Annotated in this window: 16 protein-coding genes; 9 read left to right on the forward strand and 7 right to left on the reverse strand. The window is 65.2% G+C overall.

Going from position 1 to position 13872, the window contains the following annotated elements; translation table 11 throughout:
- Window positions 1-113 precede the first annotated feature (113 nt).
- The 5 genes from thpR to EH209_RS15870 all read right to left on the reverse strand — a co-directional run bounded on the left by thpR (window position 114) and on the right by EH209_RS15870 (window position 4231).
- Complete coding sequence (gene thpR, locus EH209_RS15850; RefSeq protein ID WP_126663833.1) at window positions 114-671, reverse strand: RNA 2',3'-cyclic phosphodiesterase; 558 nt, start codon at window positions 669-671, stop codon at window positions 114-116.
- A gap of 121 nt (window positions 672-792) precedes the next feature.
- Window positions 793-1524, reverse strand: a complete 732-nt coding sequence (locus tag EH209_RS15855) for a hypothetical protein (RefSeq protein ID WP_126663834.1) — start codon at window positions 1522-1524, stop codon at window positions 793-795.
- Window positions 1525-1621: 97 nt separating this feature from the next.
- Entirely contained in the window at window positions 1622-2431 is an 810-nt protein-coding gene (locus EH209_RS15860) for an ABC transporter permease subunit (RefSeq protein WP_126663835.1), read from the reverse strand.
- A gap of 61 nt (window positions 2432-2492) precedes the next feature.
- Window positions 2493-3317: an ABC transporter permease subunit gene (locus EH209_RS15865; protein ID WP_126663836.1), complete on the reverse strand. Its 825-nt coding sequence runs from the start codon at window positions 3315-3317 to the stop codon at window positions 2493-2495.
- Window positions 3317-4231 carry an ABC transporter ATP-binding protein gene (locus tag EH209_RS15870; RefSeq protein ID WP_126663837.1) on the reverse strand — a complete coding sequence of 305 codons (915 nt, stop codon included), beginning with the start codon at window positions 4229-4231 and terminating at the stop codon, window positions 3317-3319. The genes EH209_RS15865 and EH209_RS15870 overlap by 1 nt, the downstream gene beginning before the upstream one ends.
- A gap of 116 nt (window positions 4232-4347) precedes the next feature.
- Here EH209_RS15870 and EH209_RS15875 point away from each other — a divergent pair, with 116 nt between their 5' ends.
- The gene (locus EH209_RS15875; RefSeq protein WP_126663838.1) at window positions 4348-5244 is read left to right on the forward strand and encodes a tetratricopeptide repeat protein; all 897 of its coding nucleotides are present in this window, start codon (window positions 4348-4350) and stop codon (window positions 5242-5244) included.
- Between the two features lie 3 nt (window positions 5245-5247).
- Entirely contained in the window at window positions 5248-5547 is a 300-nt protein-coding gene (locus EH209_RS15880) for a DUF424 domain-containing protein (RefSeq protein WP_126663839.1), read from the forward strand.
- Between the two features lie 504 nt (window positions 5548-6051).
- On the opposite strand, the gene EH209_RS15885 is transcribed toward EH209_RS15880, so the two are convergent.
- Together EH209_RS15885 and EH209_RS15890 are read right to left on the reverse strand one after the other, a co-directional pair.
- A complete protein-coding gene (locus tag EH209_RS15885) occupies window positions 6052-6927 on the reverse strand; it encodes an ABC transporter permease (protein WP_126663840.1) in 876 nt (291 codons plus the stop codon).
- A complete protein-coding gene (locus EH209_RS15890; protein WP_126663841.1) occupies window positions 6924-7901 on the reverse strand; it encodes an ABC transporter ATP-binding protein in 978 nt (325 codons plus the stop codon). The genes EH209_RS15885 and EH209_RS15890 overlap by 4 nt, the downstream gene beginning before the upstream one ends.
- Window positions 7902-8330: 429 nt before the next feature.
- Between EH209_RS15890 and EH209_RS15895 the strand changes: the two genes are divergently transcribed.
- The 7 genes from EH209_RS15895 to EH209_RS15925 all read left to right on the forward strand — a co-directional run bounded on the left by EH209_RS15895 (window position 8331) and on the right by EH209_RS15925 (window position 13863).
- Window positions 8331-9575 (forward strand): aminotransferase class V-fold PLP-dependent enzyme, encoded by a 1245-nt coding sequence (locus tag EH209_RS15895; protein ID WP_126663842.1) that lies wholly within the window; start codon window positions 8331-8333, stop codon window positions 9573-9575.
- A 358-nt stretch (window positions 9576-9933) separates the two neighbouring features.
- A complete protein-coding gene (locus tag EH209_RS15900) occupies window positions 9934-10488 on the forward strand; it encodes a dihydrofolate reductase family protein (protein WP_126663843.1) in 555 nt (184 codons plus the stop codon).
- A gap of 57 nt (window positions 10489-10545) precedes the next feature.
- Window positions 10546-11001 (forward strand): arsenic resistance N-acetyltransferase ArsN2, encoded by a 456-nt coding sequence (gene arsN2 / locus EH209_RS15905; protein WP_126663844.1) that lies wholly within the window; start codon window positions 10546-10548, stop codon window positions 10999-11001.
- Between the two features lie 122 nt (window positions 11002-11123).
- Complete coding sequence (locus tag EH209_RS15910; protein WP_126663845.1) at window positions 11124-11759, forward strand: HD domain-containing protein; 636 nt, start codon at window positions 11124-11126, stop codon at window positions 11757-11759.
- A gap of 127 nt (window positions 11760-11886) precedes the next feature.
- A complete protein-coding gene (locus EH209_RS15915; protein ID WP_126663846.1) occupies window positions 11887-12135 on the forward strand; it encodes a hypothetical protein in 249 nt (82 codons plus the stop codon).
- Window positions 12136-12315: 180 nt separating this feature from the next.
- Window positions 12316-12735, forward strand: a complete 420-nt coding sequence (sufU, locus tag EH209_RS15920) for a Fe-S cluster assembly sulfur transfer protein SufU (protein ID WP_008893003.1) — start codon at window positions 12316-12318, stop codon at window positions 12733-12735.
- 276 nt (window positions 12736-13011) lie between these two features.
- Complete coding sequence (locus EH209_RS15925; RefSeq protein WP_126663847.1) at window positions 13012-13863, forward strand: hypothetical protein; 852 nt, start codon at window positions 13012-13014, stop codon at window positions 13861-13863.
- Window positions 13864-13872: the final 9 nt, after the last annotated feature.

Raw genomic sequence — 13872 nt, forward strand, 5'->3', positions numbered from 1 at the left:
TATCGATGTCGACCTTGCATTCGCCGAGCGGCCGGTTCCGGCCCGCATAGCGACTCTCGTAGCGGGGCAACACACTATCTCGCCGGACCGACGCGGCCGCTATCGACGGCCGGCTACTCGAGGGGGAACGACTCGACCGTCGAGTACACTGGCCCCGAATCGGTGAGGGTGCTCTCGGTCAGGCGCACCTCCTCGACCGTCGTCTCACCGATCGTTGGATCGCGCTCGCGGACGAGTTCTTGAACCAGGTCCTTGCCGCCGGCGTGTTCCATCCGCGCGAGCGTGACGTGGGGCGTGAAGTCGTGGGACTCCGCTTCGAATCCCATCGCCGTCGTTCGCTCCTCGATCGCCTCGTGGAGCCGCGTGAGTTCCTCGCCACCCGTTTCGGTACCGAACCAGACCACGTTAATGTAGTCGAGGCTCGGGAAGACGCCGAGGCCGCCGTAGCGGACCGTGAAGGGATCGACGTCGGCGTCCGCGACCGCAGCCTCGAACTCTCGCTCGAGGGCGGGCAGTCGGTCCTCGTCCACATCGCCGAGGAACTTCAGCGTGACATGGGCCTGCTCGGGATCCGTGAAGTTTAGCCCGCTGGCGTCCTCGAACTCGGCTTGCAGGTCGGCGACCGACGCCGCGAGGTCGTCGGGGAGGTCGACGCTGACGAACAGTCGCATATCGGGCGTCCGGTCGGCAGGCTATTGAATCGTGTGCCGAGCGACGCCGTCGGCGCGGCGCTCGTCGCCGTCGACGCGGAGAAAAACGAGTTGGGCTATTCAGTCGACGGTCCGGGACCGATCACTCGAACTCGCCCTCGAGGTCGCTGAAGTCCTTGATTACGTGGTAGCTGATCAGATCGTCCGGCCCGTCCTGCGCGATGCCGATCACGAGGCTCTGCTCGTCGGTATCGTCGATCGACACGGTGTCGGTCTTGCTCGGGCCGCTCTGTGACGGGTCGTCAGAGTCCGTCTCGTTGGCGGTGTCGTTCCCGTCGGTTTCGTTGGCGCCGTCAGGCTCGACGCCGCCGTCCTCGACGGACTCATTTGCCAACTCCTCGTTGGCCGTCGAGTCGGATTCGTTCGTCTCGTTCGTCTCGTTTCCGGAGTCGTCGCTCGAGTCGTCGGTAGTTCCCTCCTCGAGGGGATCGTCGAGCGCGACCGTGACCTCGTAGTCGCCGGTATCGGTCCAGACGTCGTCGTACTGGGCCGTCGCCTCGGTGCTCTCGTCGGAGTCCTCGTTTTCGGAGGTAGCCTTGAGATCGAACGTCTCCTCGAGGACGCTCTCGTCGTTGGGGTCGACAACCTCGATCGTTCCGCTGACCGACTCGTCGGCGCCGTTGAAGACGTTCACTTCCTTGAGCGCCATGTCGGCGAGGAAGTCGGCGACCGCCGAACAGCCGGCGAGCGAGGCCAGCGCGGTCGCGCTCCCGGCGGCGATGAACGTGCGCCGGGAGCAGAGGCGATCGGTTCGGGAGCGGTCCGTCGACGCGGAGGGCGTCGCTGTCGATCGGGGGCGGTTTGGCGGGGACATGCCACCCGATACTAATCGGCCGCCCTATAAAAATTTTTATGCTGACATCTTCCGGGAGAAAGCGAAGTCGCAGCAGGCGACCCGAATCGTCCGGCGGTCAGAGGTCGGCGTCCCTGAAGCGGAGGTAGCCGATCGCGACGGGACCGAGGATCCAGCCCAATAGAACGACCAGCGCAGTCCAGGAATTGACGACCGACGGTGCCGCCGCAGCGAGGTGGGCTTGCGTGGAATCGAACCCGAAGCGGACGGCGACGAGGTGACGGTACGCCTCGCTCGGCGACGCCAACTGGAGGGCCACCGCCCAGTCGGGGATCGGCGACGGGGCGTTGAAACGGAACAGAACCGAGACGATCGTGTCCACAAGCCAGATCCAGGCCCGATCGAGCGCGACGTAGAGGCCGATCGCCCTGACGAGAACCTGGCGATCGGCCTCGAAACTCATCGAGCAGGCGATCGCGATCGAAACGAACGCGACGCTGTACAGCACGGTTGCGCCGACGAAGGCCAGATACGACAGCGGCGCCGCGGAGTCGTACTGCGCGGCTGCGACCGCGCCGGCGACGACCAGTCCGGCGACCAGCGGGAACCCGAGCACGAGCGAGCGCCCGACGAGTTTGCCGGCGACGAAGTCTCGGCGCGACTGGGGCAGCGACAGCGCGAGGACGAGACTTCCCGATTCGCGCTCGTAGAGCACGGCCTTGTAGCCCAACGCGATGCCGATCAGGGGTACCAGCCCGTAGACGTTCCCGAACGCCGTCTCGACGAACGCCGGGAACGCTCCGGAGTCCGGACCGAAGACGGCGCTTCCGAGGACGAACAGGCCGACGAGCACCACGAGCAGGATCCAGATCGTCCGCGAGCGGATCGAATCCCGGAAATCCTTTCGTGCGGTCGGCCGCCAGTTCATCCGCGATCACCGCCGTCGAAGGGCGTTCGGAGAACCGTACCGTCGGAGGGTGTGCGATCGATCATAGGTCTGTGTTGCGAAATCGCAGGTAGCCGAACGCGACGGGGACGACGACCCAGGCGAGAAACAGCGGGAGCGCGAGCCACTCGCTGAGGTACCAGGCGCTCGATCCCGCGTAGGGGCCGGCGCCGCCGTCGACGAAGAACCCAGTCACCAGCCGATCGTACAGCGTTACCGGGTTCAGTCCGAACAGGAACAACGCGGGGTCGGGCAACGCGCCGTCGATCACTCCGACCGTCTCGAGGCCGAACGCCAGGGCCGCGCGAGCGGTCCGCCAGACGAGGACGAACAGCCCGTACGCGCCGAACGCGCCGGCGGTCGCGAGGTGTTTCGACTGTGTGAGCATCGAAATCGCGGTCGCGATCCCGACGAAGATCACGCCGTAGAGGACGGTCAGCGCGACGAAGGCCAGATACCAACCTGGCGAGAGCGAGCCGAGGGGATAGACCACGAGCGCGCCGGCGACGGCTAGCGCGGCGACGAGCGTCGTCGCGAACGCGAGCGAGCGCCCGACGAGTTTGCCGACGACGAGATCGCGGCGGCTGTACGGCAGCGACAGCAGCAGCGTCAACTGGCCGGACGTCCGCTCGGTGACGATCGCGCCGTAGCCGAGGAAGACGCCGATCAGCGGCAAGAGGTAATCGATGCTCCCGGTCAGGAAGCCGAAGCTGGCGAACGCTTTCGTGGTGTAGGGCTCGCTGCCGAGAACCGGAAACAGGTAGCCGCTCAGGACGCAGGCGCCGGCGAGCGCCCACAGCAACCATCGGATCGCTCGGGAGTCGCCGGTCGTCGCGTACTCCCGGCGCGCGATCGTCGTCCACGACATCAGCTCGCTCCGCTCGTGTACTCGACGAACATCTCCTCGAGCGACGCCTCTTCCGTCCGGAAGTTCTCGATGTCGACGCCGGCCTCGTTGAGCGTGATCAGCACGTCCATCTTGGCGTCGTTCGAGCAGGTCACCTCAACCCGGTCGGCCTCGGGGTTCGGCCAGGCGCGCTCGACGCCCGCGAGCGATTCGACCCGCTCGAGGACGCCCGCTTCGGCGCGGTCGACCGTGATCAACAGCTTCGTCGTGCCGCCGACCGACTGGCGCAGCCCCTCGATCGTGTCCGTCGCGACGAGTTCGCCGTCGTAGAGGATACCGACGCGGTCGCAGACCGCCTCGACCTGCTCTAAGATGTGACTCGAGAAGAAGACGGTCGCGCCGCGCTCGCGTTCCTCGCGGATGACCGTTCGGATCTGCTTGATCCCGTGGGGATCGAGCCCGCTGGTGGGCTCGTCGAGGACGAGCAGGTCGGGCTCGCCGACCAGCGCCATGCCGAGGACGAGCCGCTGGGCCATCCCCTTCGAGTAGCCGCCGGCCCGCTGATCGGCCGCGTCGCGGATACCAACGCGATCGAGAACGGCCATCGGTTCGACGTCGGTCTCCTTGGCCTCGATCGCGTACTCGATGTGCTGGCGCCCGGTCAGTCGGTCGTAGACGGTGTAGCCGTCCGGGAGGACGCCCATGCGGGACTTGGCCGCGACGGACTCCGACTGACAGTCGTGGCCGAAGATCGCCGCCCGCCCGTTGTCCGGCTGAGCGAAGTCGAGGAACACGTTGATCAGCGTCGACTTGCCCGCGCCGTTCGGTCCGAGGAAGCCGAAGACCTCCCCCTCGTCGACCGTCAGATCGACGCGATCGAGCGCCGTCACGGTCCCGTACTGCTTCGAGACGTTCTCGACCGTTATTGCAGCCATGTATTGTTAGAAGAATAATTGTTTTATAGTTCTTTTCACTCGACACGTCCGACGGCGGTCGGTCGGAGACTCCCGAGGTCGCAGCCCTTAACAGTCGTCGCCGCTAGTTTCTGATAATGACTGACCGAGAAGGCGATCGCGAGGGCGATCACCGGTTCTCCGACGGCGAGGGATTCGACGACGCCTACGAGGAGTTCGATCTGGACCCGCCGGAGTTGGCCGTCGATCCGGGGAAGGTTGACCCCGTCGACTCGCGGGTCGTCACCGACACGCTCGACGACCAGAACCTCGCCAAGGACGATGTCGACGCCGAGGAACTGCTCGACGTCGGCCTGAACTACATGCAGATCAACCGCTACGAGCAGGCTACCGACGCCTTCGAGCGGACCGCCCAGTTCGCCGAGGACGAGCGCTTAGAGCAGGAGGCGTGGGTGAACAAGGGCGTCGCCCACGCTGAACTCGAGGAGTACGACGCGGCGATCGGCGCCCATCGCGAGGCCATTAACATCGACGACTCGAGCGAGCACGCGGCAACTGCCGAGACCAACCTCGCGTACGCGCTCTGGGAGTTCGGCGAGACCTCCCAGGCCCTAGACCACGCCGAGCGCGCCGTCGAGATCGACGAGCGGTTCGCCGAGGGCTGGTTCAACCGCGCCTTCTTCCTCTCGGAGCGCGGGCTGGCCGAGGAGGCCTTACACTGCATCGACAACGCCATTCGGCTGGGGCTTCGCAATACTAAGGTCCTCGAGGAGAAGGCCGAGATTCTGGAGGAACTTGGCGAGTACGACGAGGCCGAAGAGATCGCCGAGGAGGCAAACGAGATGCGCGAGCGCGCCGAACAGCACGTCATGGAGGAACGCACGGACGGCCAGTCCCAGGGACGGGGCCAGGGCGGCTCCCTCGGCGGTCCGCAGTCCCAGCCCCAGCGCGGACAGGACCCACAGGGCGGGTTCGACATCGCCGATCCCGGTCAGGCGTCCGACCGCGACGAGGAAGACTGGCGGCTCGAGTAACGAATGCTCGTCAACGAACGACAGACCCAGGAGGGGTTGCTCGTGGCGGTCTGCGACGAGGACGTCCTCGGCGAAACCTTCGAGGGCGACGACATCTCGCTGACCGTCACCGAGGAGTTCTACGGCGGCGAGAGCGCCGACGAGAGCGCCGTCGTCGACAGCCTCTCGCGGGCGGCCGTCGCCAACCTCGTCGGCACGCGCGCCGTCGAACTCGCCATCGAAGAGGGCTTTATCGACGAGGCGAACGTCCTCGAGGTCGGATCGACGCTGCACGCGCAGTTACTGCGGATGCAGCAGTTCTGAGAGCGAAGTTTTGTGCTGTCGTTCGAGAGAGCCACGCTCTCTCGTGACTGAGCGAATCTTCGATTCGCGAGGTCCGCGAGACCTCCGGTCTCGCTTGATGACGAAAGGTGCTTCACGCCTTTTGAACCACGGGCGCGGCTTCGCCGCGCCCTCGGCAAAATCTTCAAAGAACGCTACGCGTTCTTTTGGACAGCGAGGGACCGTCGGTCCCTCGAGCAGTCGGCGCGAAGCGCCGACGACCTCGCGGGATCTTCGATCCCGCTCAGATTCGATGAAAAGCACCGGAAGACGCGAAGCGTCTTCCGAGCCCTCGTTCGCTTTCGCTCACGAGGACACTCCTCCCGCCCCTGGCTCGCGGGTCGGCCGCTCGCCTTGAGGCGGCGCTTCGCGCCGCGCTCCGGGTCAGTCGTCGGCCCGCTCGCTCACTTCGTTCGCTCGCGGAGACTGCACGCTTTCTGTGCTATACTGACTGGATTCACGATCGAACCGTGCCGCGCTCGAGCGCTACAGATCCGCCCGATTGAATCGGTGGTAGCCGATCGCGACGGGGACGACCAGCCAACATAGCAGGACGACGACGCCGAACTCGTCTTGGAGGTAAAAGGGCGCGTCGCCGGGGTAGCGCTGGGCGGGCGTCATCCCGTAGGCCTCGACCGACTGGAGGCCGTACTGGAACTGGAACGGAAACACCGATCCCTCGACGATCTGGCTGATCAGGTTGGTGTACGCGAAGATCGGGTTGAACTGCTCGACGACGAGGTACCAGGTTTCGGCCTCGACCGGCGGCCCCTCGCCGTAGATGAGGTAGTAGGGACCGGCCGTGATGAGCTCCCACAGCGCGATGAGAATCATGTAGATCCCGACGACGATCGCCATCGACTTACCCCGCGTGGAGACGGCGGCGGAGGTGCCGACGGCCAGTCCGGCGAAGGCCGCCCCGAACAGCGTGGAGACGGCGGCGAAGCCGAGCCAATCGACGAACGGAACTGAGCCGAACAGGACCGCGCCGAGGACCAGCGAGACGAGGCAGGCGAGCGCGACGGCGGCGGTGACGACGGCCGTCCGGCCGAGCAACTTCCCGAAGACGACGTCGGTCCGGTTCGGCGGCAGGCCCAAGAGGAGCTTGATGCTCCCCGAGCGTCGCTCCCCGACGACGGCCATGTAGCCGGCGATCAGCGCCGCGATGGGGAGGATCACCTGCAGGGGCGTGCCGACGAAGCTGAGCACCTCCGCCGCGGTGACGTCGTCGGCCGTGTACCAGATGGCGACGTAGCCGATGGTGACCAGCCCGACGAGCAGTCCGATCAGCGACCAGAGCAGTTTCGAGCGCCCGGCGTCCTCGAACTCCTTGCGAGCCACGGTGCCGATGTGCCCGCTCATCGGGCCACCTCCGACTCCGACGCGGTCGCCGGAGCAGCCTCGGTCTCGGTCGCCGCCTCGCGTTCGTCGCCGTTCGTCAGCGCCGTGAACAGCGTCTCGAGCGAGACGTCATCGATCCGCACGTCCTGGATCGTCGCCCCCGCACCGTCGAGCGCGATCACGAGGTCCGCTTTCGCGGCCGGATCGGTGACCGTACACTCGAGGGCGTGGTCAGACGCGACGACGTCGGTGATGCCGGCGACCGATGCGGCGGTCTCGCGCAGGCCCGCGGCCGCCTCGACGAGGGTCAGTTCCATCGTCGCGCCGCCGCCGATCTCCTCGCGGAGCCCCTCGATGGTGTCGACGGCGACGAGTTCGCCGTTGTTCAACACCCCGACGCGGTCACAGACCGCCTCGACGTGCTGGAGGATGTGACTCGAGAAGAAGACGGTCGTTCCGCGCTCGGCCTCGGCGCGAACCAGGTCCTGCATCTCCCGGATGCCGTGGGGATCGAGGCCGCTCGAGGGCTCGTCCATGATCAACAGGTCGGGGTCGCCGACGAGGGCCATTCCGGTCGCGAGGCGCTGGCGCATCCCCTTGGAGTAGTCGCCTGCGGGCCGATCGGCGTCCTCGGCGGAGAGGCCCACGCGCTCGATGATCGCGTCGGGATCGTTGTCGGCGTCCTTGGTCTCGATCGCGAACTCGACGTGCCGGCGCCCCGAGAGGCGCGGGTAGATGTCGAACCCCTCGGGGAGGACACCGACCCGGGGACTGATCGCGTCGGCCTCGGTCTGCGCGTCGTAGCCGAGCACCGTCGCCGAGCCCGCGGACGGACGGGTGAAATCGAGCAGCATGTTGATCGTCGTCGACTTCCCGGCGCCGTTGGGCCCCAGAAAGCCGAACACCTCTCCTTCCTCGACCGAGAGGTCGAGGTCGTCAACGGCGACGAGGTCGCCGTACGTTTTCGTCAGGCCGGACGTCTCTATCGCGGTCATACATCGCATTCGAGACACACGGTTCACATAATCGCTGGGCCGCGGCTTCACGATCGGAAACTCAGACGGAATCGAACGCCCTCCGCTGAACGCATTCCGCAGAACGGCCGTTCGAGACCGACTACACCCGCAATCGGGGACTCGAGTCGGCGTACCAACAGACAGCCAACATAGTTTGGGAACATCGATATGTCGATCGAAAGAGAACACGAAGATGGCAGGGCGGGATACTGGACGATTCGACAACATCCCTGCCGAGGCACCCACCCACCGACCCACCATTCCCAAACCACTCCCCACCACTCCCACCACTCCGTCCACTATCCACCGCTTCCCGCATCCCGTTTTTCGCGCATCGTCCGTCGCAGACGACGGCTTCGAGTGCCTCGACCGAAGGAGTGTTTTGTCTGGGGATCCTCCGGTTAGACAATGAGTCAACAGAACCTCGAGTCGCTCGACGTCGGAGCGATTCGCGACGAGTTCCCCATCCTCGAGCGCGAGTTCGACGGCCAGCAGGTCGTCTATCTCGACAACGCGGCGACGACCCAGACCCCCGATCCGGTCGTCGACGCGATGAGCGATTACTACCGCGAGTCCAACGCGAACATCCACCGGGGGATCCACCACCTCAGCCAGGAGGCCTCCATCATGTACGAGGAGGCCCACGACCGAGTCGCCGAGTTCATCAACGCCGATGGCCGCGAGGAGGTCATCTTCACCAAGAACACGACCGAAGGCGAGAACCTCATCGCCTACGCGTGGGGCCTGAACGAACTCGGCCCCGGCGACGAGATCGTCCTCACGGAGATGGAACACCACGCCTCGCTGGTCACGTGGCAACAGATCGGCAAGCGAACCGGCGCCGACGTGAAGTACATCCGGATCGACGAGGACCAGCGCCTCGACATGGACCACGCCCGCGAACTGATCACCGACGACACCGCCATCGTCTCGGCGGTCCACGTCTCCAACACGCTGGGCACGGTTAACCCCGTCTCCGAACTCACGGATCTCGCCCACGAACACGGGGCGCTCTCCTTCATCGACGGCGCGCAGGCAGTCCCTAACCGCCCTGTCGACGTCGAGGCCATCGACGCCGACTTCTACGCCTTCTCCGGTCACAAGATGGCCGGTCCCACCGGGATCGGCGTCCTCTACGGCAAACAGCACCTCCTCGAGGAGATGGAGCCCTACCTCTACGGCGGCGGCATGATCCGGAAGGTCACCTACGAGGACTCCACGTGGGGCGACCTCCCCTGGAAGTTCGAACCCGGAACGCCACAGATCGCCGAAGCCGTAGGCCTCGAGGCCGCCATCAACTGGCTCGAGGACATCGGCATGGAGCGCATCCAGGCCCACGAGGAGGAGATCGCCCGCTACGCCTACGAGCAACTCGAGAGCGAGGACGACGTTGAGATCTACGGTCCCGAGCCGGGGCCCGACCGCGGCGGTCTCGTCAGCTTCAACATCGAGGGCGTCCACGCCCACGACCTGGCCTCGATCATGAACGACCACACGATCGCGGTTCGGGCCGGCGACCACTGTACCCAGCCGCTTCACGACAAGCTCGGCGTACCGGCCTCGACTCGAGCGTCGTTCTACGTCTATAACACGCGAGAGGAAGTCGACAAGCTGGTCGCGGCGCTCGACGACGCGCGTCAGCTGTTCGCATAATTCTACCGCGAACGGAGTGAGCGGTCTTTTTTGGTCCAGATTTTTTGCTCGAGCGGTCAGCCGCTGGCTGACCCGAGAGTAAAAAGGTGGTCTCACAACACGCGGGAGGAGGTCGACAAGCTGGTCGCGACGCTCGACGACGCGCGTCAGCTGTTCGCATAATTCTACCGCGAACGGAGTGAGCGAAGGCCAGCGAGAACGAAGTTCTCGCCAGGCGCGACAGCTGTTCGCGTAATCGGTTCTCAGTCCCCGCAACATCGTCCGTGATTTCGGTTTCACGTCTTCTACCGCCTGCTCGAGGAACTGTGGCCCTCGATCGACCGCGCGAGCTATCGCCGTCGACGACCTAGACGCGGCGATGACTCGAGGGACCGTCACACTGTACATCGCCGCCAGTCTGGACGGCTTCATCGCGACCGAAGACGGCGGCGTCGAGTGGCTCGAAGAGTACGCGAGCGACGGCGAAAACGGAGCCGACGGGAGTTTTAAGGCGTTCTTTGCCGGCGTCGACTGCCTCGTCATGGGCTCGCGGACGTACGAACAGATTCTGTCGTTCGACGAGTGGCCCTACGGCGAGAGACCAACGTTCGTCGTCACGGGCCGAGACCTCCCGCTCGCGACCGACCGCGTCGAACTGGTCGCCGGCGACCTTCACGAGTTGGTCGACAGACTCGAGGAGCGGTACGACCGCAGCTGGCTCGTCGGCGGCGCGGCGCTCGCGCAGTCGTTTCTCCGGGAGGGACTCGTCGACGAGATCCGGCTGACGGTCGTTCCGGTGTTGCTCGGCGAGGGCGTCCGTCTCTTCACCGACGACGGTGCGGAACGCGCCCTCGAGACGGTCGAGTGTACGTCGTTCGAGAGCGGACTCGTCGAACTCCGATACGACGTGTCCGGGAGTAACACGTCGGCTTGACCGGGCTGGGCCGCGCTCCGGCGAAGGTATTAGTCGACTCGCGTGGGTGCCACGAGCGTGAGCAGCGTGACGGTCGCGCTTCGGCGGGCCGACGAGAGCGATCTCCCGTACGTCGAGCGCCTGCTGTCGGACGAGGGGTTGCCGTCGGCGGACGTCCGGTCGTCACCCGCGCGGTTCTACGTCGGCTATGACGGAGACGAGCGAATCGGCATCGGCGGCCTCGAGCGGTACAGCACCGACGGGCTGCTCCGGTCCGTCGTCGTCGAGCGATCGGCGCGAGGCAACGGGTACGGCAAGGCCCTCTGTGCAGCGCTGGAGCGGCGGGCTCGAGCCGACGGCGTCGAGACGCTGTACCTGCTGACGACGACCGCGGCCGAGTTCTTCGCGGAGCGAGGCTACGAGTACGTCGAACGGACCGACGCACCGCCCGTGATTCGGGAGACTGCCGAGTTCGACGAACTCTGTCCCGCGTCGGCCGCGTGTCTACGGAAGTCCGTGCTCGAGGGGGCGTGACCGGACACAGGTGCGACGCGACGTCGGCCGCTCCGGTCGGCGCCGTGAACTCGACCGCGGAGTGGGTGACCTCGCCCGCTCGAGGACGGCGCGTTTATTTCCCCTCGGAAAAATCGACGGCTATGCTCGAGGCAGTCCGAACCCGCGCGCGCAGCTATTTCGAGGCGGCCCCGCCGGCCCACGACTGGCACCACGTCCGGCGCGTCGAGACGCTCGCCGAGACGCTGATCGACCGCCACCAGAGCGGGAGCATCGACGAGCGGGTGGTGACCCTCGCCGTGTACCTCCACGATATCGGCCGCGAGAAGGAAGATAGCGGCGAAATAGACGATCACGCGGCGTGGGGCGCCCGCGAATCGCGTCGCATCCTCGAGGATATCGGCGCCGATCCGGCGACGATTGACGCCGTCGCCCACTGCGTGCGCGCCCACCGCTATTCGAACGCCGTCGAACCCGAGCGTCTCGAGGCGAAACTGGTCAGCGATGCGGACAACCTCGACGCGCTCGGCGCGGTCGGGATCGCGCGCACCTTCGCCCACGGGGGCGCGCTGGGCGAGCCGATTTACGATCCCGCAGTGCCGGTTGCCGACGACGAGACGGCCGCCGGGGCCACGCAGTACAACCACCTCCACGAGAAGATCCTCGCGTTGCCCGAGCGACTCTACACCGACGTCGGCCGGGAACTCGCCGAGCGACGCGCGGCGTTCGTCCGCGAGTACGTCGCGCAGTTCGACGCCGAACTGACCGGCGAGCGCTGATCCGGGCGCCTCGAGCGTGGCCGTCGCGTTCCGATCGGTCCTCGAGCCATCAGTTCAGAAACAACAACAAACTCGCGTAGGGTTTTTGAGAATCGCCACGGTACTAGGCGGTGCCGAGGTGAGAACGATGCAGGAGAACACGATCGGCCGTCCCCGACGGGATCCGTTCGAGACCCTGGTCGACGTTCTCGCCAAGGCCAGCCGGTACGACCTCCTGCTGGGGGTCGTCCCGGTCGTATTTACGGTTGCACTGGTCGCGGCACACGTTCTGAGCCTACCGGTAGTGCACGCGATGTTCGTCGCGGTGACTATCGGCGCGCTCGTGGTCATCGATGCCTGCTACCTCAATCCCCCCGTTGACCAGGGATCGCCGTAGCGGTATCGACCACCAACCGTTTCCCGGGGTCGATGGCTGCATCGAGGGCGGACTGTATCGACGTCAGCGACGCGTCCGCCGAGTAGCGACCATCTGTGACCGTAATCGCCCCGCTCGTGATACCGAGTAGCGTCGGCCCCGGAACCCTTTTACAACTCTCGCGTCTATTCGGGACTACCAATGGGACTGGGCTCGGATATGTACCGACAGCAGATCCTCGACCACTACAAGAACCCCCGTAACTACGGGGAGCTCGAGGATCCGACGTTCACCCATATCGGCGAGAACCCGATGTGTGGCGACGAGATTCGCATGGACGTCAAGCTCGGCGACGACGAGGAGACGATCGAGCACGTCGCGTTCAAGGGCGACGGCTGTGCCATCAGCCAGGCCTCCGCGAGCATGCTCTCGAAGGAGCTCCGCGGGAAGACCCTCGAGGAACTCCAGGAGATGAACCGCGACGACGTCATCGACATGCTCGGTGTCGACATCTCGCCGATGCGGGTAAAGTGCGCCGTGCTGGCCGAAAAGGTCGCCCAGGACGGCGCGGAGATCTATCAGGGCGAACTCGACGTCGAGAAGACGACGACCGAGGACTGAGCGGAATTTCGACGGCAGCATCGCGCGGTACCGGCTGACCGATCGACGGCGTCGAGCCCGCGAGAATCGACTCCGGCGTGTATTTTCTCGTTCGTACTCGAGTCCGATCGACCCGAAACGGATCCCCATTCGCCGGACGGATCGGGAATTCGTCGTCCCCGACAAACTGTCAAACCAGATATGTACTGGTATGTGGCGCTCTATCGGTCTCACTCGGTGAAAATACGAGAATTATAAATATCCTTTTAAAAGGGACACAGTCACCCAGTCGGTATTATGTCCACGACAACCGACAACGGCTGGCCATCGTTCGATCATCAGGATATGACGGTGTTCATTCTCGTCATGTCTCTCAGCGGATTGCAGTACGCAATCACCGAAATCATTCCGGAGTTCGACGTCGGGCCGCTCGAGCTCGGCGTTGGCGATTTTATCTTCATTCCGATCGTACTAGTGTTGCTGTTCAGAACATACTGGGCGGCGCTCGCGGTGCCGATGGGGGAGATCGTCTTCGAGGACATCCTCCTCGGGGACTTCGACGGGCTCGGCGTGATGGAGGATCTCCTGCTCGTCTCGGTCTGTTTCTACTTCGCCGCGCTCTTGCTTCAGGATACGGAGAACCGGCTCCAGCTCGCGATCGTCGTCCTCGTTGCGGAGGGGCTCAACGAGTTCCTCGCGATGTTCGTCGATATCGGAAAGTTCTACGTCGGCGTCGCGGAGCTCGAGGCCACCCCGGGGCTTCCCGAGAGCATCATCGTGCTCGAAGGGGTCGACTTCGTCGTCCAGATGGTGATCACGGGGGTCGTCTTCGGCGTCATTCCCGCGTTGTACCTCTATCCGCGGCTGCACGGCAAGATCGAGCCGCTGCTAGGGATGGAACCCTACGAGGGAACCGCTGGTGCGTCGATGTGGCGCGGGTTCTCCCCGAAAGCGGCCGTCGCCGTGCTGATCGCATTCCCGCTCGCGTTCGCCTTCGCGGCACTCAGCGAGGCCGGCGGCGCGATCAACATCGTCTGGGAACCCGAGTTTATGGAAACCTACGGGCAATTGTTCATCCTGCTTCCGGTCGCCGTCGCCGTCCTCGTCGTGGCCGGCGTCTGGATGCTCGGAACGCAGTCGAAAGCCTGAGAGATCAAT

Origin of the sequence: Haloterrigena salifodinae (assembly GCF_003977755.1) — an archaeon.
Lineage (GTDB): Archaea > Halobacteriota > Halobacteria > Halobacteriales > Natrialbaceae > Haloterrigena > Haloterrigena salifodinae.

Excerpts from the sequence above, each read along its gene's own strand:
- thpR (WP_126663833.1), bottom strand. The coding sequence starts at position 671 with ATGCGACTGTTCGTCAGCGTCGACCTCCCCGACGACCTCGCGGCGTCG.
- EH209_RS15855 (WP_126663834.1), bottom strand. The coding sequence starts at position 1,524 with ATGTCCCCGCCAAACCGCCCCCGATCGACAGCGACGCCCTCCGCGTCG.
- EH209_RS15860 (WP_126663835.1), bottom strand. The coding sequence starts at position 2,431 with ATGAACTGGCGGCCGACCGCACGAAAGGATTTCCGGGATTCGATCCGC.
- EH209_RS15865 (WP_126663836.1), bottom strand. The coding sequence starts at position 3,317 with ATGTCGTGGACGACGATCGCGCGCCGGGAGTACGCGACGACCGGCGAC.
- EH209_RS15870 (WP_126663837.1), bottom strand. The coding sequence starts at position 4,231 with ATGGCTGCAATAACGGTCGAGAACGTCTCGAAGCAGTACGGGACCGTG.
- EH209_RS15875 (WP_126663838.1), top strand. The coding sequence starts at position 4,348 with ATGACTGACCGAGAAGGCGATCGCGAGGGCGATCACCGGTTCTCCGAC.
- EH209_RS15880 (WP_126663839.1), top strand. The coding sequence starts at position 5,248 with ATGCTCGTCAACGAACGACAGACCCAGGAGGGGTTGCTCGTGGCGGTC.
- EH209_RS15885 (WP_126663840.1), bottom strand. The coding sequence starts at position 6,927 with ATGAGCGGGCACATCGGCACCGTGGCTCGCAAGGAGTTCGAGGACGCC.
- EH209_RS15890 (WP_126663841.1), bottom strand. The coding sequence starts at position 7,901 with ATGACCGCGATAGAGACGTCCGGCCTGACGAAAACGTACGGCGACCTC.
- EH209_RS15895 (WP_126663842.1), top strand. The coding sequence starts at position 8,331 with ATGAGTCAACAGAACCTCGAGTCGCTCGACGTCGGAGCGATTCGCGAC.
- EH209_RS15900 (WP_126663843.1), top strand. The coding sequence starts at position 9,934 with ATGACTCGAGGGACCGTCACACTGTACATCGCCGCCAGTCTGGACGGC.
- EH209_RS15910 (WP_126663845.1), top strand. The coding sequence starts at position 11,124 with ATGCTCGAGGCAGTCCGAACCCGCGCGCGCAGCTATTTCGAGGCGGCC.
- EH209_RS15915 (WP_126663846.1), top strand. The coding sequence starts at position 11,887 with ATGCAGGAGAACACGATCGGCCGTCCCCGACGGGATCCGTTCGAGACC.
- sufU (WP_008893003.1), top strand. The coding sequence starts at position 12,316 with ATGGGACTGGGCTCGGATATGTACCGACAGCAGATCCTCGACCACTAC.
- EH209_RS15925 (WP_126663847.1), top strand. The coding sequence starts at position 13,012 with ATGTCCACGACAACCGACAACGGCTGGCCATCGTTCGATCATCAGGAT.